This window comes from Phaeobacter cretensis (assembly GCF_047372505.1).
In the GTDB taxonomy this organism is placed as follows: Bacteria; Pseudomonadota; Alphaproteobacteria; order Rhodobacterales; family Rhodobacteraceae; genus Phaeobacter; species Phaeobacter cretensis.
On record NZ_JBKBEU010000001.1, the window covers coordinates 1,830,320 to 1,850,606 of the forward strand.

A 20,287-nucleotide genomic window follows, 5' to 3' on the forward strand; every position below is an offset into this window, starting at 1 on the left:
TATCAGTCCTTTTGCGGGGCCGCGGGTTTTACCGGAGCCTGATCTGCAAACACATGTTCAGACGCCGGAAAACTTCTGGCGCGCACCTCCGCGGCATACTCGGAAATCGCAGCCTCTGCCAAGGGGCCCAGATCCGCATAACGTTTCACAAACTTTGGTTTAAAGGCGGTGAAAAAACCCAACATGTCATCCACCACAAGGATTTGTCCGTCACACCCCGCACTGGCCCCGATTCCGATGGTGGGAATTGCGACCTCTGCGGTGACTCGATCCGCCAAACCCTGTGGCACCTTTTCAAGAACAACAGAAAACGCCCCCGCGTCGGCAACCGCATGTGCGTCGGTCAATACCGCTTCGCCGGCGGCGTCGCGCCCCTGCACTTTGTAACCGCCCAATGTATTGATCGACTGCGGCGTCAAACCGATATGCGCCATAACAGGAATGCCACGCTTGACCAAAAAGTGGATGGTCTCAGCCATCTCAACTCCGCCCTCCAATTTGACTGCCGCAGCACCGGTCGCAGCCATGAGCCGTGCAGCATTGCGAAAGGCTTGCTGCGGGCCTTCCTCATAGCTGGCAAAAGGCATGTCGATCACCAGCATTGACTGGCTCAATCCCCGCGCAACCGCCTGACCGTGCAGGATCATCATCTCCATTGTCACGCCAAGGGTCGAAGGCAAGCCATGCAGCACCATACCAACGCTGTCGCCAACCAGCACGAAATCACAATGCCCGTCCATGAACTGCGCCATTGGTGTGGTATAGGCCGTCAGGCTGACCAGCGGCGTACCTCCCTTACGGGCGCGGATATCCTCTGCATTCGGGGCCGTCTTGCGGGCTGTCGCACTCATCCTGATGTCCTCTACGTTCGCATTGCGCACCGCTAGCAATTTACGCCGCGCGCTTCTAGGGGGCGAAATGTCCCGCTGCCCTTGATTACCTGAGGGAAAATGGAGAACACTTCACTCCAAAGCCCGACTACAGCGGCTGTCACCCAGAGGGAGAGACCACCGATGCCACGACTTTCATTCCTGTTTGCCGCTAGTTCTGCGCTGGCAATTCTGGCCGGCGGCGTGTCTGCACGCGACAACGTCACCATTGCCCTGCAACTGGAACCGCCACATCTGGATCCAACCAGCGCCGCCGCTGGCGCTATTGACCAGGTGCTTTATGCAAACGTATTCGAGGGGCTAACCCGGTTTACAAGCGATGGTTCTGTCGTGCCCGGCCTAGCCGAAAGCTGGGAAATCTCCGCAGACGGGCTGATCTATACCTTCCGCCTGCACAAGGATGTCCGCTTTCATGACGGCACCGCGATGGACGCCGAAGATGTGAAGTTCAGCCTTGATCGAGCCCGCGCCGAAGACAGCACCAATGCGCAAAAGGCCCTGTTCGCCGATATCGCAAGCGTCGAAGTGGTCGATCCGACCACCGTGCAGATCTCCCTGTCACAAGCCAACGGCATGATGCTGTTCAACCTCGCTTGGGGGGATGCCGTCATCGTCGCGCCAGAGAGCATCGAGGCGATCAAAACGACGCCCGTCGGCACCGGTGCATTTACGTTTGATGGTTGGGTCCAGGGCGACCGGATTGATCTCGCGCGCAACCCTGATTACTGGGGCACACCTGCCAAGTTGGGCTCTGCCACATTCAAATTCATCTCCGATCCGACCGCGGCTTTCGCCGCCATGATGGCAGAAGATATCGACGCGTTCGCCAACTTCCCGGCACCGGAAAACCTGCCTCAGTTTGAGGCCGATCCCCGGTTTCAAGTTCTCGTAGGCTCTACCGAAGGGGAAACGATCCTTTCAATCAACAACAAGCAGGCCCCGTTCGATGATCCCAAAGTCCGCGCCGCTGTGGCCCACGCAATCGACCGTCAGGCGATCGTTGATGGTGCGATGTTCGGTTATGGCACCCCTATCGGTAGCCATTTCGCTCCTCACAACCCAGCCTATGTCGATCTGACCGGGATCAGCGCCTATGATCCGGAAAAATCCCGCGCATTGCTGGCAGAAGCCGGGCTAGCCGACGGGTTTACCACTACATTGCACCTGCCTCCGCCCTCCTACGCACGACGCGGTGGCGAAATCATCGCCGCGCAACTGGCTCAGGTTGGCATCACTGCCGAGATCATCAATGTTGAATGGGCGCAATGGCTGGAAACGGTCTTTCGGGGCAAGAGTTTTGGCCTGTCAATCGTCAGCCATACAGAGCCGATGGACATCGGCATCTATGCACGCCCCGATTATTACTTCCAGTATGACAACGCAGCCTTCCAACAGCTCATGACTGACCTATCGGGCACCACAGACCCCGACACCCGCATGAAAATGCTGCAAGAGGCCCAGGACATAATCGCCAAAGACTACGTCAATGGCTACCTGTTCCAGCTGGCCTCGCTCAGCGTAGCAAAGGCGGATTTGCAAGGGCTTTGGGCTAATGCTCCAACTCAGGCGGCTGACCTGACAGCGGTAAGCTGGGCCAAATAGCCCGGTTTTCGTCAATGTTAGAGCCTGCCTACAACGCACCTAATGGAGCGTTGTAGCAGTTTCGGCAGGTCCTTTCGTGACAGGGTCAGGACAACCCGCGCCTGCGGCGTAAGATCCTGACACTCTCGCGGATTTGATCCCGCACCGGGCCTGGCCGCGGTGTATCGCGCAGGGTCGTGAACCAATGATCTGGCGGGTTTCGCCCCAGACGATGGCCCTTGAATTCCAGCCTGCGCAATAAATTCTCTGCAACCTCCGGCAGATAATCCGGAATTTCATGCCCGTTCAGCGTCGCCCAGACACCACACCACAAGCGTCCGACAGACCAGGGATTATACCCACCACCACCCAACACCAGATAGCGTGGCGACATATCTTTAAGCGCTGCAACCACCGTCCAATGCGCATTATTCGACAGGTCCAGATGCGCCAGCGGATCTTCGGTCACGGCATCGGCCCCACATTGCAATACGATGGCTTCGGGCCGAAAATCCGCAAGCGCCGGCAGGATCAGCTCCTCCAACACATAGCCCATCTCGCTGTCATTAAAGCCGCGTGGCACCGGCAGGTTTAATGCACTGCCTTCGCCATCATCTGCCAGCGTTCCCGTCTTTGGCCAAAGATTCTCCTCATGGGTGGAGATCATCAGGACCTGCTCGTCACCCGCAAAACCATGCTCGACCCCATCGGGATGATGCGCATCTATGTCGACATAGGCGATACGCTGCACCCCGTTGTGGCGCAGGGATAACATCGCCAGAACCGGGTCATTGAGATAACAAAACCCATTGGCGCGATCCGGCATCCCGTGATGCGTACCGCCTGCCGGATTGTAGATCACGCCCCCATCGGCCAATCGCTCCCCAGCAAGGAGAGACCCACCCGCCGCCGTTGCAGGTCTGCGAAAGATCTCGGGAAAGACCGGGTTGGAAATCGTCCCTATATGATGCCGCGCCTTTACCTCGGCGCTGACCTTCTGCGCATGTTCTGCGGCCTGCAACGCTGCGATGTAGTCCCGGCTATGCCACAGTTCTAGCGCTGCCGGTTTCGCACGGGGGGAAAGTTGAAACTGCGACGATGGCAGCCAACCTAAGGCCCGCGTCAGATCCATCACAGTAGAAACCCGAGGCACCCGCAAAGGATGCGCTAGTCCGTAGCTTGACCCACGATAGATCTCGGACCCGATGAAAACCGGCACCGCCAGCACATCAGAGTTAGATTTGGATGTAGGGAGCGTGGAATTGTGCAAAACTGTCAGAGCCTATATCTGTGCCATGCGCCCAGAGATAACCCGGAACGCCGCCACGCCAAACCCCGCAATCGCGGTGCCCGTTCCGGCTGCGCGCAGGCCGCACATCTTCGCCTATAGCGCGTCTGCTACCCAACTGGAAAACAAATGTTTTTGACGATTTCATCCGATGGAACCTCTGCCCCTCTAGACCCGCGCTCAGCGCAGCCCTAACCTGCCGCAAATGGGACGCTATATTGCCAAACGCCTGCTATCGCTGATCATCAGCCTTGTGATTGCCTCCTGGGTGATCTTTTTCGTGATCGAAATTGCGCCCGGCGATCCGGCGTCATTTATGCTGGGGATCAATGCCCAGCCCGATACCATCGCCGCCCTGCGCAGCGAACTGGGCCTCGACCAGTCGAAGTTTGCCCGCTACCTCAGCTGGTTCTTCGGCATGATGCAGGGCGATTTCGGCACCTCCTACACCTACCGCACGCCGGTCGCACAGATGATTTCCGATCGCCTCTGGGTCTCGGTTCCGCTGGCGCTTTATGCGCTGACGCTTTCCACCCTGATCGCCCTTCCCGCTGGCATCTACGCTGCCGCCCGAAGGGGCAAGACCGGCGATATAGCCGTCATGGGCGCGACCCAACTGGGCGTGGCGGTGCCGAATTTCTGGTTCGCGATGATGCTGGTGCTGGTCTTTGCGATCAACCTGCGCTGGTTCAGCGCCGGCGGTTTTGTTGGCTGGGGGGCCGGGCCACTGGTCGCGCTGCATTCTCTCACCTTACCTGCGATTGCATTGGCCTTGCCCCAGGCTGCTATTCTCGCCCGTGTCATGCGCTCGGCACTACTGGATATTCTTGGCGAAGATTTCATTCGCACCGCCCGCGCCAAGGGTCTGAGCCACCGTCAGGCCCTGTGGCGTCATGGGCTTCGAAATGCACTGATCCCTGTGCTGACCATTATTGGCCTGCAGTTTTCGTTTCTGCTGGCAGGTGCAATTATCATTGAACAGGTTTTCTATCTGCCCGGTCTGGGGCGGTTGGTGTTTCAGGCCATCTCTGCCCGTGATCTGATCGTGGTGGAAAGCGTCGTGATGCTGCTGGTCTTTGCCGTGATCATGGTGAATTTTCTGGTTGATCTGACATACGCGCTGGTCGATCCCAGACTGAGAGGTCGGGGATGAGACTTGCAGCTGGCCTCCCTCGCCCAGCACAGCCACCCAATGTCGGACGCACGCGCCTCTCGAAGATAGGATCACACCCATGACCCGCAGCCTGTTTCTTGGTGGTCTTCTCTCGGCACTGGTGCTTCTGGCTGCCATCGTCTCCTATGTTTGGACGCCCTATGATCACACGGCGATGAACATTCCTGCCAAACTGCAATCACCCAATGCGCTGCATTTGCTGGGAACCGATCATTTTGGCCGCGACATTCTCTCAATGATCATGGTCGGTGCGCGCACCTCTATCGCGGTGGCTTTGGTGGCGGTTGGCATTGGTATGGGGTTGGGGGTGCCACTGGGCCTTGCTGCAGCGGCAAAGCGTGGTTCATGGCTGGATGAGGGAATCATGCGCGCCAATGACCTGGTCTTTGCCTTCCCTTCGCTGGTGATTGCAATCCTGATCACCGCCATTCTGGGCGCTGGCGCGATCAATGCCATCATCGCAATTGGTATCTTCAATATCCCCGTGTTTGCGCGCGTCACCCGCGGCGCCGCCCTGTCACTGTGGCAGCGTGAGTTCATTCTCGCAGCCCGCGTCGCAGGCAAAGGGGCCGCTCGCATTTCGGCTGAACATATCCTGCCCAATCTTGCGAACCTGCTGATCGTGCAGGGAACAATCCAGTTCTCTCTTGGTATTCTGGCCGAAGCAGGTCTCAGCTACGTCGGGCTGGGCGCGCAACCACCGGTGCCTAGTTGGGGGCGGATGTTGGCGGATGCACAAACCATGGTGAGCCTTGCACCGCATATGGCTCTCGTGCCCGGCTGCGCCATTATCCTTACCGTACTCGGATTGAATCTGATGGGTGACGGGTTGCGCGACTGGCTGGATCCCAAATTGCAGAAGGGCCGCGCATGACTCTTCTGGAGATCACCAACCTGTCGCTTTCTATCGGCGCATTTCCAATCCTGCGGGATGTCTCTCTCTCGGTAGAGCCGGGAAAAATCACCGCCATCACGGGCGAAAGCGGGTCTGGCAAATCCATGACTGCTCTGGCGATCCTTCGGCTGCTGCCAGCATGCACTACTCTACGCGGACATCTCACCCTGAATGGCACCGACATCCTTGCCCAGAACGAAGCAGAGATGTGCGGCCTGCGCGGCCGGACAGTCGGCATGGTGTTTCAGGAACCGATGACCGCGCTGAACCCGGTGCAGAGCATCGGCGATCAGGTGATGGAAACAATCCTGCTGCACAGCGATGCCTCTCGCGCCGAAGCCGAAGCAGAGGCCCGCACTCTTCTCAACCGCGTTGGTCTGACTGCAGATCGCTTCCCGCTCAGCCGGTATCCGCATGAACTTTCAGGCGGGCAAAGGCAACGGGTGGTCATCGCTATGGCCATCGCTCTGCGACCCGATCTGCTCATTGCAGATGAACCGACAACAGCGCTGGATGTGACAACACAGGCGCAGATTCTGGACCTGTTGCGCGATCTGGTACACGACTATGGAATGGGAATGGTCATGATTACCCATGATCTCGCTGTTGTGGCAGATATGGCAGATCACATCGTGGTCATGCGTAAGGGAGAGGTGGTCGAAACAGGCACCACAGCGCAGCTGCTGGCCAATCGGCGCCATCCCTATACGCAAAAACTATTTGCCGCATCGAACCATCAGGTTGAGCTGCCCGCAACCCAGACCGATGATAGCGCGGCGACAGAAGCCAAACGCGCCCCTCTGTTGGAGGTGCGAGAGGCTGTGCGCGACTACCCTTTGCCACGTAAACGTCTGTTTGCCTCGCCGGACAAAATGCGCGCAGTCGATCACGTTAGTTTCTCCCTTCACCACGGTGAACGGCTGGGGTTGGTCGGAGAATCTGGTTGCGGTAAATCCACACTAACCCGCGCCATTCTAGGGTTAGAGCCGCTGCAAGGCGGGCAAATCCTGCTGGAGGACACGCCGCTATCAAACAAAGGGCTATCGACAGAACAGCGCCGCAAGATGCAGGTGGTGTTCCAGGACCCGTTTGGCAGCTTCAACCCACGCCATCGCGTTGGCCGCTTGATCACTGAACCCTTCCATCGGGTTCCTGACGCTCCCACCGGGCAAGACCGCGATTATCGTATTGCAGAGGCACTGACTGCAGTGGGTCTGAACCCGGATGACGCTGGTCGCTATATCCATCAGTTCTCCGGCGGGCAACGCCAGCGCATTGCCATTGCACGCGCGTTGATCACCCGGCCCCAGCTGATCTTGTTTGATGAAGCGGTCTCTGCTCTTGATGTTTCGGTTCGGGCACAGATCCTTGATCTGCTGGCAGAGCTTTGCGCCAGCTACGGTCTCAGTTACCTATTCATCAGCCATGACCTGCACGTGGTCCGCAGTATGACCGACCGCTGTCTGGTCATGCAAAATGGCCAGATCGCTGAAGAGGGCAGAACCGAGGATCTGTTCACAAACCCGCAGCACCCTTATACGCAGGCGCTTATTGCGGCAGCGCCCGTGCTGCCGGAGATTGGCAGGGGCGCAGCATGAGTTTTCGCCTCACCCTGATTTTGCCCCGCGAACGCGCCAGACTGGCTGCAACGCTGGCCAAGTACTATTCCGAGACAGCTCCGGATCTGCGGATTGACCCCAGTGAGCGAGCAGGCCAAATGCTGCATCGCAAGGATGTCACCGCCTTCTGGATCCGCCAGGATGACGATCGCGTCGGATTTGCGATTGTGTTGAACCTTCCTGACGACCGGCGTGAACTGTCAGAGTTTGCGATCGACACCTTGCACCGACGCCAAGGGCTGGGCCATGCCGCCGCCAAGCTGATCTTCGCTGAGTTCCCCGGCTATTGGCGCATGGGGATCTCTGCCCAATCCCCCCATGCAGTCGCATTCTGGGGTACCTGTCTGAGCGCATTGCGCGGGGTGGAACAGCTGCGCGAAGGCGCACCATTCACGGCACACCAAGCCAAGAGCTACAGTTTTTATATCTCAGGAGATCAAGATGATTGACGCCGACCTGCTTTGGTTTGATCCCGCGCTCTGCCTGATTGACGGTAGCTTTCAATCTGCCGCGGATGGCCAGACCTTGCCGCTTGTAAACCCATCTGACGGAACTGCGCTCTGCCAGATAGCGCGCGGTACGGCGACAGACATCGACGCGGCGGTCGATGCGGCGCGCATTGCATTGGACGGGCCTTGGGGGGCAATGACGGCAACTGATCGCGGCCGACTGCTGACACGCATGGGCGCGTTGGTGCTGGATCGCTGTGACGCTCTTGCAAGACTGGAAGCGATGGATGTTGGCAAACCGCTGACGCAGGCGCGGGCCGATGTGGTGGCGCTGGCGCGATATCTGGAATTCTATGGTGGCGCTGCAGACAAACTGCACGGCGAAACCATCCCTTATCAGGCAGGATACACCGTCTACAGCCTGCGCGAACCGCACGGGGTGACCGGACATATCGTGCCATGGAACTACCCCATGCAGATCATTGGTCGATCGGTTGGTGCAGCGCTGGCGATGGGGAATGCCTGCGTTCTGAAACCCGCCGAAGAGGCCTGCCTGACGGCATTGGCCTTTGCCAATATCGCGGTAGAGGCCGGATTGCCTGCAGGCGCGCTCAATGTCGTTCCAGGTATAGGTGCTGAGGCAGGCGCAGCGCTGGCAGGGCATCCGGGGGTCGATCATATCTCCTTCACCGGATCCGTGGCTACTGGCGCATTGGTGCAACAAGCCGCTGGCCGAAATGTTGTGCCGGTCACATTGGAGCTGGGTGGCAAATCCCCACAAATCGTTTTTGACGACGCAGATGTTACTGCAGCTCTGCCATTTCTTGTTAATGCCGGCATCCAGAACGCGGGCCAGACATGCTCTGCCGCCTCGCGCATTCTGGTGCAGCGCGGCGTCTACAATGAGGTTCGCGACGCGATGTCTGCCGCCTACAGGGAACTAAGCGTCGGACCTGCACTTTCAGACCTGCGTCTGGGGCCGTTGATCTCACTCAGGCAGAAAGCTATCGTCGAGGGCTATCTGGCCAAAGGTCGGGATTTGACCATCGCCGCCGAAGGTTATCTGGCAGAGGATGCACCAAACACAGGTGCCTATGTACGTCCGACGCTATTTGCAGATGTCGCCCCCGATCACCCGCTGGCGCAGGAAGAGATCTTTGGGCCGGTGCAGGTTCTGATCCTCTTTGACAGCGAAGAGGAGGCCGTAACCATCGCAAATGGAACCGATTATGGCCTCGTGGCCGGGCTGTGGACGCGCGACGGCGCACGGCAGATGCGGTTGGCGAAACGGTTGCATGCCGGGCAAGTGTTCCTGAACAATTATGGGGCCGGCGGTGGGGTTGAGCTGCCGTTTGGCGGAATTGGGAAATCTGGTCATGGTCGCGAAAAAGGTTTCGAGGCGCTTTATGGCTTTTCGCAACTGAAAACGGTCGCTGCCTATCACGGCTAAGCTGGACGGATGCCTGTGCAACTATAGGTCAAGGTGACTTACTCATTGTTTCGCACGCGAAACAATGAGACAGATCTGTTGCCGCAACTTGTGGGAAAATCTGCCTAAGCGGCCCCAAAATGGGCGAAGTCTTACTAGACGATGACCACTTGTCTGTCCTGTTCGCCAACCCCAAATACCCGTTTGTAGCGATCGATTTCCTCCTGAGGGCCCATTGCCTTTTCCGGGTTATCAGAGAGTTTAACCGTGGGGTTTCCATTGGCTGCGACCGCCTTGCAGACCAGCGAAAATGGCGCAAGCGCATCATTCGGCACCAGCCCTCGGAAATCATTGGTAAGAAGCGTGCCCCAGCCAAAAGAGACCTTGGTCCGACCTGAGAACTGCGCATGCAGCTGCTTTATCTTATCGACGTCCAAACCATCGGAGAATATCACCCGTTTATCCTGAGGGTTCTCGCCGCGTTCCTGCCACCAGCGGATCGCAGTTTCTGCACCGGTAGCAGGATCACCACTGTCGATGCGAATGCCGGTCCATCCCGCCAGCCAGTCCGGGGCGTCGTTCAGGAATCCATCTGTGCCATAGGTATCGGGCAGAATAATACGCAGGTTACCCTCGTGTTCGTCGTGCCAATCCGACAGCACATCGTAAGGTGCCCGCGCCAGTGCCGCGTCATTCTGTGCAAGTGCCGAATACACCATCGGCAATTCATGCGCGTTGGTGCCAATTGCCTCCACCTCACGGCGCATGGCTATCAGACAATTCGAGGTGCCGGTAAACTTGTCACCTAAGCCCTCCATCATCGCCTGCACACACCAGTCCTGCCAAAGAAAACCATGGCGCCGCCGGGTGCCAAAATCGGCTATGCTGAGCCCATCGATTCCACGCAGCTGTTCGATTTTCTCCCAGACGCGGGTCATGGCGCGAGCATAAAGCACCTGCAGTTCGAAACGCCCCATGCTGTTGATAACCGCCCGGCTTCGCAGTTCCATCAACACCGCAAGGGCGGGGATTTCCCAAAGCATGACCTCCGGCCATTTGCCCTCAAACGTCAATTCATATTGGTCGCCCTTGCGTTCCAGCTCATAGGGCGGCAGACGCAGCCCTTCGAACCATTCCATGAAATCCGGACGGAACATCTGGCGTTTGCCATAGAAGGTATTGCCACGTAGCCATGTGCTTTCGCCACGGGACAGCGACAGGGATCGTATATGATCCAATTGCTCACGCAGCTCTCCTTCGTCGATGAGATCGGCCAGCGGAATATGTTTGGAACGATTGATCAGCGAGAACCGCACATTGGTATCGCGGTTATTGCGAAATACCGATTGGCACATTAGCAGCTTATAGAAGTCCGTATCGATCAACGATCGAACAATCGGATCAATCTTCCACTTGTGGTTATAGACGCGGGTTGCAATGTCCACAGGCGGCCTCATCCATCGTGTTTCAATGGTTGATAAAACAGGCCAGAGCCAGGATCAAAGGAAATCAAACTGCGGCGCTACTGCCCGGTCTGTTGCTGTGCTTTCGCAAGACCACAAGCAGATCCTCGCGATTGATCGGCTTGCTGAGGAAGTCATCCATTCCCGCCGCCAGACAAGCCTCGCGATCCGAGTCAAAGGCATTCGCAGTAAGTGCCGCGATCACAGGCTGTCGAATGTCCATGTCGCGGATATTCCGGGTGGCTGTCGGCCCATCCATCACTGGCATCGACATATCCATCAGAATAATGTCCGGATCGAAATCCAGCGTCTTTTCCATAGCTTCGGCCCCGTCGACAGCAAATTCCAGCTCTATCGGTTCGTCCTGAAGATATTTCTCAATCAGCAGACGATTGATATTGTTATCCTCTGCTACAAGTATCCGAAGCCCTTTTAGCGATCGATCCGCATAGTGACCGTTGGCAGCGGCCTCAACCAAACTCACGCCCGTCGCGGGCTGCATGCGCAAATGGGCGGCAAAACACGCGCCCTTGCCAAGCTCTGAGGTCACTCCGATTTCGCCGCCCATCGCCTCGCAAAGGAGGCGGGAAATAGCGAGCCCGAGGCCGGTACCGCCAAAGCGACGGGTGATCTCAGCATCTGCCTGCGAGAAGCGTTCGAAAATCTGTTCTTGCTTGTCCTTGGCAATACCGATCCCGGTATCAGAGACCGCAAAGCGCAGGCGCAAGCGATCACCGACGCGGGTGGTCGACACAGCGACACGAACTCCACCGGTCTCGGTGAACTTCACCGCATTGCCTACAAGGTTCAGCAGGACCTGACGCAATCGTTGGTCATCCCCGTTGATCATCTGCGGCACATTCGGCTCAACATCCAGATCCAGACTGATGCCCTTTTCCTGCGCCTGCGGTTCAAACAGCTGCATGGTTTGCCGGAAGCAGGCATGCAGATCAAAGTCGACCTCGCTCAGGATCACCTCACCCGCGTCCATCTTGGAGAGGTCCAACACATCATTGATCAAAGACAGGAGAGTGCGAGCCGAGCCTAGAATGGTTTCCGCATAAAGACTCTGGTCCTCGTCAAGATCTGTTCGTTCCAGCATCTGAGCCATGCCGATCAAGCCGTTCATCGGGGTCCGAATTTCATGGCTCATTGTGGCGAGGAATTCAGATTTCACCCGCGCGCCTTCCTCGGCAGCAATCCGGGCATCCTTCAGCTGTTGCTCATATTGTTTAGATGCTGTGACATCACGTTCGACAGCAATGACGGCTTCTACGGTGCCATCTTCACCCAGCATCGGTACCTGATTGGTTTCCAGCCACAAGCGCTGGCCATCCTTGCGCCGGTTGCAGATTTCCATCCGGGATGGTTTCCCGGAGTCACGTCCCTGTTTCAACGCATGCACAACCGCCATATCGGTGTCATCGGCATTCAGCAGGGTACCGGGATTTTGACCTATTGCCTCGTCAAATTGGTAGCCGGTGATACGTGTAAAGGCATCGTTGACCCAAGTGATGAGACCGTCAGCGTCCATCAGGAATACGCTGTCATTTGCATTTTCGGCAATCAGCGCCAAACGCTGTGAATGCAGCTTCTGGGCCAGCAACTTGGCATTGATCTGCGCAAGCTGCTTATGCTGCAGAGCCATCGCAAGCCTATTCTCGCGACTACGATGATAGCGACTTACGATAAAGCTGACGAAGAAAAACATGCTGAGATAAAATACGCCGAGGCCGGCAACCTGAAAAACCAAAAGGTCATCCATCCGGCCGTCTACTTCAAGAAACGTTCCGGCCACTATGATCACCAATGGTGTCAGCGCGTAGACCGCAAGACGAACAAGACCAGCGGAAACATTGTAGGGTAGGATCACCGCGGCATTGATCGCCCCTCCCACAAGAATGCTCGTGGTGAACAATGGCGTAGCGTTCACCTGATGCAAAGATTCGGTAGGGTGGGCAAAAATCGACGGAGCACAGGCCAAAAACGCGAGAGATAGTGCCTGCAAAGCTGCCGTTATCGAGGCCCACATCGACACACTTTTGAACGAAGTACCTTCCGGCAGCGGAGTCATACGTTTGAGATAGAGCGTATCCAGCACATCACCGAAAACTGCGACGAGCAAAACCACAAGACCGACCAGTGGCGATATCAACAAGCCAATCAAGCCTGACAATCCACTAATGGTCAGCAGCCGATAGACAAAGTACTGCGCCCGCCCGTCTGCATAGCGGTTGAATAGCCCGGCTTGACCGTATCGTCTGTGGTAGATTTGTAAGTGCTCATTGTTGAGCGCATCGGCTTGCGGCATTTGTTTGCAAGGTCCTTACTGACGACGAATTTAGTTCTATCGTCAATTCGTTAATATCTTACCTCAGGGCACCGTCCAGCCGCACATTGGCTTCTTGCATGCGCGTCAGTGCCTCGTCCAGCGACCCATTTAGATTGATAGCTCGGCACGCGGTCAGATCAACTGTCACATCATAACCGAGCCGCGCTGCATCCAGTGCTGAATAGGCTACACAAAAATCAGTTGCCAGGCCAACCAGTGTCAAATCATTGATGCGCCGCTCTTGCAGGTATCCATGTAACCCGGTTGCTGTGCTGTGGTCATTTTCAAAAAATGCGGAGTAGCTGTCAATCGCGGGCCTATACCCCTTGCGCAGGATCAGATCGCCGGTCAGGTCCAGATCAGAGTGAAACTGAGCGCCGACGCTGTTGATAACGCAATGGTCAGGCCATAACACCTGCGCACCATAAGGCATCTGGACCACATCATAGGGGCTCGCGTCGGCATATTGCGACGCAAATGAGCTATGGCCATCGGGATGCCAATCCTGCGTCATCAGTACCGCATCATACTTGCCCATCATCGCGTTGATCGGTGCCACGACCTGATCCCCATCCGGCACCGCCAATGCACCCCCGGGACAAAAATCCACTTGAACATCGATAACTATCAAGGCTTTGGTCATGGGCAACTCCGCATCTGCTATCACAGGGGTACGCGTCACAACCACACCCGTCAACAAAGCTAGACGTCTGTAGCATTCGATGATCTTGCAGCGCCTTGCCTGCTTGGTGTAGAGCGGCCCCCATGTATACGATTGCTGCTCTCTACCACTTTACCCGTTTTGATGACCCTGCCGCCATTAAGCCTGCGCTTTTGGCGCTCTGCGAGGCGCAGGCTGTCAAAGGCTCTTTGCTGTTGGCACACGAAGGAATCAACGGCACTATCTCCGGATCGCGCGTAGGGATCGATTCAGTGCTGGAGTACATCCGTGGCCTGCCCGGCTGCAATGATCTTGAGTGGAAAGAAGCCACGAGCGACAAGCCACCCTTCGGCAAAATGAAAGTTCGGCTGAAGAAAGAGATCGTAACAATGGGCCAGCCGGACATCGATCCGAAGGCTCGTGTCGGGCACTATGTTGAGCCGGAAGACTGGAATGATCTGATCCACTCAGACGATGTGGTGGTGATTGATACCCGCAACGACTACGAAGTTTCTATCGGCACCTTTGATGGCGCGATTGACCCGAAGACAGAGAGTTTTCGTGAGTTTCCTGCCTGGTGGGAAGAAAACAAGGAGCGGTTTCACAACAAGCGTGTTGCGATGTTCTGCACCGGTGGCATTCGCTGTGAAAAATCCACCAACTTCCTGATCGGTCAGGGCGTGGAGGACGTCTATCACCTTAAGGGCGGCATCCTGCGCTATCTAGAGGAAATGCCCAAGGAAGACAGCACCTGGAAGGGCGAATGTTTCGTCTTTGATAGTCGGGTTTCCGTTGGGCATGGGTTGCAGGAAGGCCCGCACGAGCTTTGCAATGGCTGCCGTCGCCCAATCCTGCCAGCGGACAAACTTAATCCCGCCTTTGAACTGGGTGTATCCTGCCATCTGTGCATCAACGAGACCTCAGACGCCGACAAGGCCCGTTTTCGTGAACGTCAGAAACAGATGAGATTGGCCCGGGAGCGTGGCGATAATCATCTGGGTCACCTGCCACTGAGATGAACAGATCAATTGCAGCACAGGCTTAGATAAGGCATCGCTCGTCAGCCGTGCTGCACTTTACTCTCAGTATTGTAATGGATAGCCCCGCCGGACCTCACATCGCGAACCTCGGCCGCACAAAGCTGTTGAGACCAATTTTCATACGATTCCTCGGTTGCGCGGCTATCTGCCGTTTTAGCGGGTATCGTAAAATTTGTTTTTAAAATCTATTTGATGCCCTAAAGTAGTAGCGAACTGTTCAAAAGAGCGAGCCGAATTTTAATGGCGACCCACAAGAACAAAACGTTCTGCGATGATCTTCAACGCCGCAACGGTGTTGAGGTTCTCCAATCCGAGCGGCAGTCCGTCGAAGCTGTGCTCGGTTCAGGTGCTATAAAATACAAGCTGAATACCGCAGGTCTGCGCGATTTGTTCAAGTCACTGACCGAGGACGATACGACGCAATCTGGATCGCAGAGTTAGCGCCATGCCTCAGTACACGGTCACAGCCTTCAGATGGAGCGGTACTGGCTACAACGCCCTATACAACACATCCTATTCCGCGACGCTGGATGATAATGACCCGGCTTATCAAGGCAGCGGGGATGGCAATGAAACCATCAGTATCAATGGCGGAGCCTTCGGCGGGACTACCGGACCTCCATATGCAATTGATGTCTCTTTCACCGATACTGGTGGAACCTCGCATGTCGAAACGTTCTATTTCTTTAACACCGGCGGCAACTGGTATTTTGTTCCGGGGCCTGGTTCCGAATTCACTGTAGGTGCCACACTTGGCAACTATCAAAGTCACACTACTGGCTGGAATTATTCCGATATCACCTGTTTCGTCCGCGGCACTTTGATCGAGACGGAGCGGGGTCTTGTACCCGTCGAACGACTTGTGAAGAATGATCGCATATTGGTCGCAGATGGCAGTTATCGGCCGCTGCGCATGGTGATGAGGAGGGCGTTGTCGGCAACTGATCAGCGGGAAAACCCCAAGCTAAAACCCGTGCGGATCACAGCCGGCGCCTTGGGGCATGGCCTCCCTAAGCGTGATCTTCTGGTGTCACGACAGCACCGTATGCTGGTCACGTCAAAAATTACCGAACGCATGTTTGGCGAACCCGAAGTTCTGGTAGCAGCGGTTCGGCTGACAGAGTTACCGGGTATTTTTGTCGATCAGGATACCGCGGCAGTTGAGTATTTCCACCTGTTGTTTGATCAGCATGAGGTGATCTATGCTGAGGGCGCTCCGACGGAGAGCCTGTTTACAGGAACCGAGGCGCTGAAGGCACTGACACCAGATGCCTATGAAGAGATCACATTGCTGTTTCCAGACCTGCTGACTGCTCAGATCGCACGGCAGTCAGCCTGCCATATTCCCAGTGGCAAGCAACAACGCCAACTGGTGGCTCGGCATTTGAAAAACAACAAACCCATTTTGGAGAGCAGCCCAATAGTGCCGCTGTAAGTGTCGGGCCGATGCGGGCACAGATTAGGGAAGCAACCGTGCCGCGTAAGGCAGGTACTCGGCTGCCCCTGCGGCAATTGGCTGACATCACTGGTGAGACAGCGTATGTTTCTGTGCTCTTCGGGACCACACTCGACGCTTTGACATCTTGTGAGTCCTCTCGACATGGCATGCGTGCCATTATCGACATCACTACTTTTCCGCTTCATGCCACCGCTTCGGGGCTTTGTGCTCTGGCGTTTGGCCCCGATGAACTGTTTGCTTCAGCGGCGACGCAGTTGAACAAGTTTACCTCGAACACCGCCGCCTCACCCGAGGCGTTGACCGAGCTGGTAGGGACTGCGCGCACGACGGGCTTTGTTTGCTCCGATTGCTCCTTTGAAGCCGAAATCTACAGCCTGTCTGCTCCGCTCTACGATCAGGCCTGCTTGTTTGTCGGAACTGTTATAATCGCCAGTGTCGCCACTCGGATAACGCCGGACCAGGAGCAGCTGATCAAAACACAACTGGTCAGTGCCTGTCGTGAAATCACCCGTAATTGGGGAGGCCATATTCCCCATCATATCGAAGCTGCATGGGAAGCGTCACTGCAGCACTATCAGTCACCGTCCTATGAATCGGATACCGCATCATGAAAGACTCAAACTTCCTCAAAGAACAAAACGGCCGCCTGATGTGGCATCCTATGACCTCGCCGCGGGACAGCATCGACCAGCCACCCAAGATCATCACCGGAGCCGATGGTGTGTCGATTACCGGCATCGATGGCCACAGGGTCATTGATGGGGTTGGCGGTCTGTGGAATGTGGAATGTGAATTTGGGCTATTCCTGCCAACCGGTGAAAGATGCAATGACCGCGCAGTTGGACAAGCTACCCTATTACTCGACCTTCCGTGGTACGTCGAACGACGTGGCAATTGAACTGTCTTATGAGCTGAGCAAGTTCTTTGAGCCCGACGGCCTCTCCCGCGCCTTCTTCACCTCCGGTGGCTCTGATTCAGTTGAAACAGCACTCAGGCTCGCCCGGCAATATCACAAGCTGCGCGGCGAAGCGGGGCGGACCAAATTCCTGAGCCTCAAAAAAGGCTATCACGGCACCCATATAAGTCGCGCATCAGTGAACGGAAATGCGAATTTCCGTACCGCTTATGAGCCCTTGTTGCCGGGCTGTTTTCATATCCCTGCACCCTACATTTATCGCAATCCGTTTAATGAAAGCGATCCAGAACGACTGGCGCAGCTTTGCGCAGCAGCACTCGAGGATGAGATCGCATTTCAGGGTGCCGGTACCATTGCCGCAATGATTATGGAGCCGATACTGGGAGCAGGAGGTGTAATCCCTCCCCACCAATCATTTGCCCCAATGGTCGAAGAGATCTGTAATCGTAACGGCATCTTGCTGATAACTGATGAGGTCATCACGGCCTATGGTCGTACCGGCGCATGGTCCGGGGCACGGCTCTAGGGCATTCAGCCCGATATGATGTGCACCGCCAAGGCTATTACCAACGGTTACTTTCCCTTTGGTGCCGTAATGCTGGGCGAGCGTATGATAGAGGTTTTCGAAGACAATCCGGACGCTAAGATTGGACAGGGGTACACCTACTCCGGCCACCCCGTCGGTGCGGCTGCGGCCCTTGCGTGCCTGTCGGAAATGCAACGCCTGAAGGTGGTTGAGATCGCCGCTGCATGAGGTAAACAACTGCACGAAGGGTGTCTGGCGCTTAAGGATCAGCTTGATGTGATCGGTGACGTGCGAGGTGGTCACGGGTTAATTACGGCGATTGAACTGGTCAGTGACCGAAACAAACGTACGCCGCTTGATGGACGCCGGGCGACGACCATTCAGGAGGCTTGTTACGGTGCTGGTGCGTTGGTCCGGGTGCCGGGACCGAATATTATTCTGTCGCCACCGCTTTTCATGTCCGAAGCGGAGACGAGAGCGCTTCTCTACGCTCTGCGGATTGGGTTGGAGGCCGTATAACAGCATTTAATGCTTCACCTTCGTTGCATAGCGGCGTTTCAAAGCAAGGACAACGTCGCGCCGAATGCGGCCAAGCACACACGTTCCTGAGGCCATGGTTTTTCAGGGTGTACCTTGGCCGCATTTCGACAACGTTCTAAATCCGGGAGTGATCTGCCAGGCCACGATCACCGCGAACTCATCCTCTTCGTTCAAACTGACGTCTCTCACGCCGACGTGTGCGAGTTGATCATGTTCGCCGCAAGATGAAGGCTTCAGAGCATTGACTGTGACACGTACTGGGCCAACACCGATCTACGCCTCCTGAGCACTATAGAGATGTGACGACAAAGACCGCTCAGTCGCAGATGTTACACATCGGTCCCTAGCTCGGCCTTTTGTGAGCGTGTAAAATGAGTTGACTGGCCTTTTCGCCTATCAATATAGCGGGAGCGTTGGTGTTTCCGCTCACGATTTCGGGCATGATCGAGCAATCGGCAACCCGTAAGCCCGATATTCCGTGAACGCGTAGCTGTGCGTCCACAACCGCCTGAACGGACCGGCCCATCTTACAGGTGCCGGTTGGGTGGTAGATCGACGCGGTATTGTTGCGAGCCCAGTCCAGCGTCGCGTCATAGTCGTCCATATCCAGGTCGGCGTGGGGGCGAAATTCTTCTGATATCTTAGATTTCAATGGAGCATGCCGAGCAATCCTCCGGGCGATGTTCACGCCCTCGACCACCGTCTGACAATCTACCTCAGTCGAGAGGTAATTGGGAATGATCTTTGGGTAGGTGCCGGGGTCACTGGAATTCAACCGGATCTCACCGCGAGACTCGGGGCGGAGCTGACAGACAGACATGGTGAAAGCTGAAAATTTGTCCGCGCCTTTACCCGGGTTTTCCGCAGACAGTGGCTGGACGTGAAATTGAATGTCAGGGGTTTCCAACTCAGGGCGCGTTTTCACGAACCCGGTAGCAAGACTAGCGGCCATGGTCATCGGACCAGCCCGAAACATTAGGTATTTCAACCCGATCTTTGCTTGGCCCAGCAAAGAGCTGATTTCGTCGTTTAAGGTTGGTTCGTTGCATTTATAGACCAGCCGGGCCTGCAGGTGATCCTGCATATTTTTGCCAACGCCGGGCAAATCTGCGACCACTTTGATACCATGCTCGGCCAGGTGCTCTGCCTCGCCGATACCCGAAAGCATCAGGATTTGCGGTGAATTTATCGCCCCACCAGATAGGATCACTTCGCGCTTTGCTTGGATGATATGAGTTTTGCCCGCGCGGTCCTTATAGGCAACTCCGGTTGCGCGTTTTCCATCCAAAACAACACGCTGCACATGGGCATTGGTTATGATCTGAAGGTTTGGCCTAGATTTGACCGGGTTCAAAAAGGCCACCGCCGAAGAACAGCGCCGCCCATTGCGTGCCGTGAGTTGGAAGAACCCAACGCCTTCCTGATCTGCGCCATTGTAGTCTGGGTTGAACTTGTAGCCTGCGGCCTGGGCCGCTGCCACCCAAGCATCGGTGATGGGGCGTTGAATTCGCATGTTCGATACAGAAAGCTCGCCCTGATCTCCGTGGAACGCATCGCCGCCGCGTTCGTTGTTTTCGGATCGTTTGAACAGGGGCAGAACATCGTCCCAACCCCACCCCTCGTTGCCCATCTGACGCCAACGATCATAGTCCTGTGATTGTCCGCGCACATAGAGCAAGCCGTTGAGCGAAGAGGAACCGCCCAGCACCTTCCCACGGGGCCAATCAATTGAGCGCCCGTTTAGCCCTGGATCCGGTTCCGTCTTATAGCACCAGTCCACCTTTGGGTTGTGGATAGTTTTGAAGTAGCCAACAGGGATGTGGATCCACGGGTTGATGTCTTTCCCGCCCGCTTCGAGTAGGATCACCTTTTTACTGGGGTCCGCGCTCAACCGATTGGCAATGACACAGCCCGCAGAACCTGCACCCACTATGATAAAGTCAGCCTCCAAAACGCACCCCCTCCAGTTGCTCGCGAAAAAAAGTCTATGCAGATTGCATGATTTGAGCTAGCTTTTTTTGAGAT

16 protein-coding genes and 1 pseudogene are annotated in these 20,287 nt (G+C 56.2%); 11 read left to right on the top strand and 6 right to left on the bottom strand.

The genetic code is table 11. From position 1 onward, the window contains the following. Positions 1-2 precede the first annotated feature (2 nt). Positions 3-851 (bottom strand): 3-methyl-2-oxobutanoate hydroxymethyltransferase, encoded by an 849-nt coding sequence (gene panB / locus ACEWZM_RS08825; RefSeq protein ID WP_414006083.1) that lies wholly within the window; start codon positions 849-851, stop codon positions 3-5. Between the two features lie 162 nt (positions 852-1,013). Between panB and ACEWZM_RS08830 the strand changes: the two genes are divergently transcribed. Continuing rightward, complete coding sequence (locus ACEWZM_RS08830) at positions 1,014-2,492, top strand: ABC transporter substrate-binding protein (protein WP_414006084.1); 1,479 nt, start codon at positions 1,014-1,016, stop codon at positions 2,490-2,492. 85 nt (positions 2,493-2,577) lie between these two features. Here the strand turns inward: ACEWZM_RS08830 and ACEWZM_RS08835 are convergent, their stop codons facing one another. Then, entirely contained in the window at positions 2,578-3,741 is a 1,164-nt protein-coding gene (locus tag ACEWZM_RS08835) for an acetoin utilization protein AcuC (RefSeq protein ID WP_414006085.1), read from the bottom strand. Positions 3,742-3,964: 223 nt separating this feature from the next. On the opposite strand from ACEWZM_RS08835, the gene ACEWZM_RS08840 reads away from it, so the two are divergent. The 5 genes from ACEWZM_RS08840 (at position 3,965) to ACEWZM_RS08860 (ending at position 9,346) form a co-directional block, all read left to right on the top strand. Further along, positions 3,965-4,912, top strand: a complete 948-nt coding sequence (locus tag ACEWZM_RS08840) for an ABC transporter permease (RefSeq protein ID WP_414006086.1) — start codon at positions 3,965-3,967, stop codon at positions 4,910-4,912. Between the two features lie 79 nt (positions 4,913-4,991). Further along, positions 4,992-5,807, top strand: coding sequence for an ABC transporter permease (locus tag ACEWZM_RS08845; protein WP_414006087.1), 816 nt, complete (start codon positions 4,992-4,994; stop codon positions 5,805-5,807). Next, complete coding sequence (locus ACEWZM_RS08850) at positions 5,804-7,426, top strand: ABC transporter ATP-binding protein (protein WP_414006088.1); 1,623 nt, start codon at positions 5,804-5,806, stop codon at positions 7,424-7,426. Before ACEWZM_RS08845 ends, ACEWZM_RS08850 begins: the two co-directional genes overlap by 4 nt. Next, positions 7,423-7,896 (top strand): GNAT family N-acetyltransferase, encoded by a 474-nt coding sequence (locus ACEWZM_RS08855; RefSeq protein ID WP_414006089.1) that lies wholly within the window; start codon positions 7,423-7,425, stop codon positions 7,894-7,896. Before ACEWZM_RS08850 ends, ACEWZM_RS08855 begins: the two co-directional genes overlap by 4 nt. Further along, positions 7,889-9,346 carry an aldehyde dehydrogenase family protein gene (locus ACEWZM_RS08860; RefSeq protein WP_414006090.1) on the top strand — a complete coding sequence of 486 codons (1,458 nt, stop codon included), beginning with the start codon at positions 7,889-7,891 and terminating at the stop codon, positions 9,344-9,346. The genes ACEWZM_RS08855 and ACEWZM_RS08860 overlap by 8 nt, the downstream gene beginning before the upstream one ends. A gap of 134 nt (positions 9,347-9,480) precedes the next feature. On the opposite strand, the gene pncB is transcribed toward ACEWZM_RS08860, so the two are convergent. From pncB to pncA, 3 genes are all read right to left on the bottom strand, one after another. Then, on the bottom strand, positions 9,481-10,770 hold the full coding sequence (gene pncB / locus ACEWZM_RS08865) for a nicotinate phosphoribosyltransferase (protein ID WP_414006091.1): 1,290 nt from the start codon (positions 10,768-10,770) through the stop codon (positions 9,481-9,483). A gap of 64 nt (positions 10,771-10,834) precedes the next feature. Then, entirely contained in the window at positions 10,835-13,099 is a 2,265-nt protein-coding gene (locus tag ACEWZM_RS08870; protein WP_414006092.1) for a hybrid sensor histidine kinase/response regulator, read from the bottom strand. Positions 13,100-13,157: 58 nt separating this feature from the next. Continuing rightward, complete coding sequence (gene pncA / locus ACEWZM_RS08875) at positions 13,158-13,763, bottom strand: bifunctional nicotinamidase/pyrazinamidase (protein ID WP_414006093.1); 606 nt, start codon at positions 13,761-13,763, stop codon at positions 13,158-13,160. 122 nt (positions 13,764-13,885) lie between these two features. Between pncA and trhO the strand changes: the two genes are divergently transcribed. From trhO to ACEWZM_RS08900, 5 genes and pseudogenes are all read left to right on the top strand, one after another. After that, entirely contained in the window at positions 13,886-14,800 is a 915-nt protein-coding gene (trhO, locus tag ACEWZM_RS08880) for an oxygen-dependent tRNA uridine(34) hydroxylase TrhO (protein WP_414006094.1), read from the top strand. Positions 14,801-15,061: 261 nt separating this feature from the next. Further along, the gene (locus tag ACEWZM_RS08885; RefSeq protein WP_414006095.1) at positions 15,062-15,262 is read left to right on the top strand and encodes a hypothetical protein; all 201 of its coding nucleotides are present in this window, start codon (positions 15,062-15,064) and stop codon (positions 15,260-15,262) included. Positions 15,263-15,266: 4 nt separating this feature from the next. Next, on the top strand, positions 15,267-16,256 hold the full coding sequence (locus ACEWZM_RS08890) for a Hint domain-containing protein (protein ID WP_414006096.1): 990 nt from the start codon (positions 15,267-15,269) through the stop codon (positions 16,254-16,256). 38 nt (positions 16,257-16,294) lie between these two features. Then, entirely contained in the window at positions 16,295-16,891 is a 597-nt protein-coding gene (locus ACEWZM_RS08895; RefSeq protein ID WP_414006097.1) for an IclR family transcriptional regulator domain-containing protein, read from the top strand. Then, positions 16,888-18,241 (top strand): annotated as a pseudogene (locus tag ACEWZM_RS08900) (aminotransferase class III-fold pyridoxal phosphate-dependent enzyme). The gene ACEWZM_RS08895 and the pseudogene ACEWZM_RS08900 overlap by 4 nt, the downstream one beginning before the upstream one ends. Positions 18,242-18,605: 364 nt before the next feature. Here the strand turns inward: ACEWZM_RS08900 and ACEWZM_RS08905 are convergent. After that, positions 18,606-20,213 (bottom strand): GMC family oxidoreductase, encoded by a 1,608-nt coding sequence (locus ACEWZM_RS08905; RefSeq protein WP_414006098.1) that lies wholly within the window; start codon positions 20,211-20,213, stop codon positions 18,606-18,608. Positions 20,214-20,287 lie beyond the last annotated feature (74 nt).

What these genes read in the sequence shown, in the direction of transcription:
- panB (WP_414006083.1), bottom strand. Translation starts at nt 851, where the DNA reads ATGAGTGCGACAGCCCGCAAGACGGCCCCGAATGCAGAGGATATCCGC.
- ACEWZM_RS08830 (WP_414006084.1), top strand. Translation starts at nt 1,014, where the DNA reads ATGCCACGACTTTCATTCCTGTTTGCCGCTAGTTCTGCGCTGGCAATT.
- ACEWZM_RS08840 (WP_414006086.1), top strand. Translation starts at nt 3,965, where the DNA reads ATGGGACGCTATATTGCCAAACGCCTGCTATCGCTGATCATCAGCCTT.
- ACEWZM_RS08845 (WP_414006087.1), top strand. Translation starts at nt 4,992, where the DNA reads ATGACCCGCAGCCTGTTTCTTGGTGGTCTTCTCTCGGCACTGGTGCTT.
- ACEWZM_RS08850 (WP_414006088.1), top strand. Translation starts at nt 5,804, where the DNA reads ATGACTCTTCTGGAGATCACCAACCTGTCGCTTTCTATCGGCGCATTT.
- ACEWZM_RS08855 (WP_414006089.1), top strand. Translation starts at nt 7,423, where the DNA reads ATGAGTTTTCGCCTCACCCTGATTTTGCCCCGCGAACGCGCCAGACTG.
- ACEWZM_RS08860 (WP_414006090.1), top strand. Translation starts at nt 7,889, where the DNA reads ATGATTGACGCCGACCTGCTTTGGTTTGATCCCGCGCTCTGCCTGATT.
- ACEWZM_RS08870 (WP_414006092.1), bottom strand. Translation starts at nt 13,099, where the DNA reads ATGCCGCAAGCCGATGCGCTCAACAATGAGCACTTACAAATCTACCAC.
- pncA (WP_414006093.1), bottom strand. Translation starts at nt 13,763, where the DNA reads ATGACCAAAGCCTTGATAGTTATCGATGTTCAAGTGGATTTTTGTCCC.
- trhO (WP_414006094.1), top strand. Translation starts at nt 13,886, where the DNA reads ATGTATACGATTGCTGCTCTCTACCACTTTACCCGTTTTGATGACCCT.
- ACEWZM_RS08885 (WP_414006095.1), top strand. Translation starts at nt 15,062, where the DNA reads ATGGCGACCCACAAGAACAAAACGTTCTGCGATGATCTTCAACGCCGC.
- ACEWZM_RS08890 (WP_414006096.1), top strand. Translation starts at nt 15,267, where the DNA reads ATGCCTCAGTACACGGTCACAGCCTTCAGATGGAGCGGTACTGGCTAC.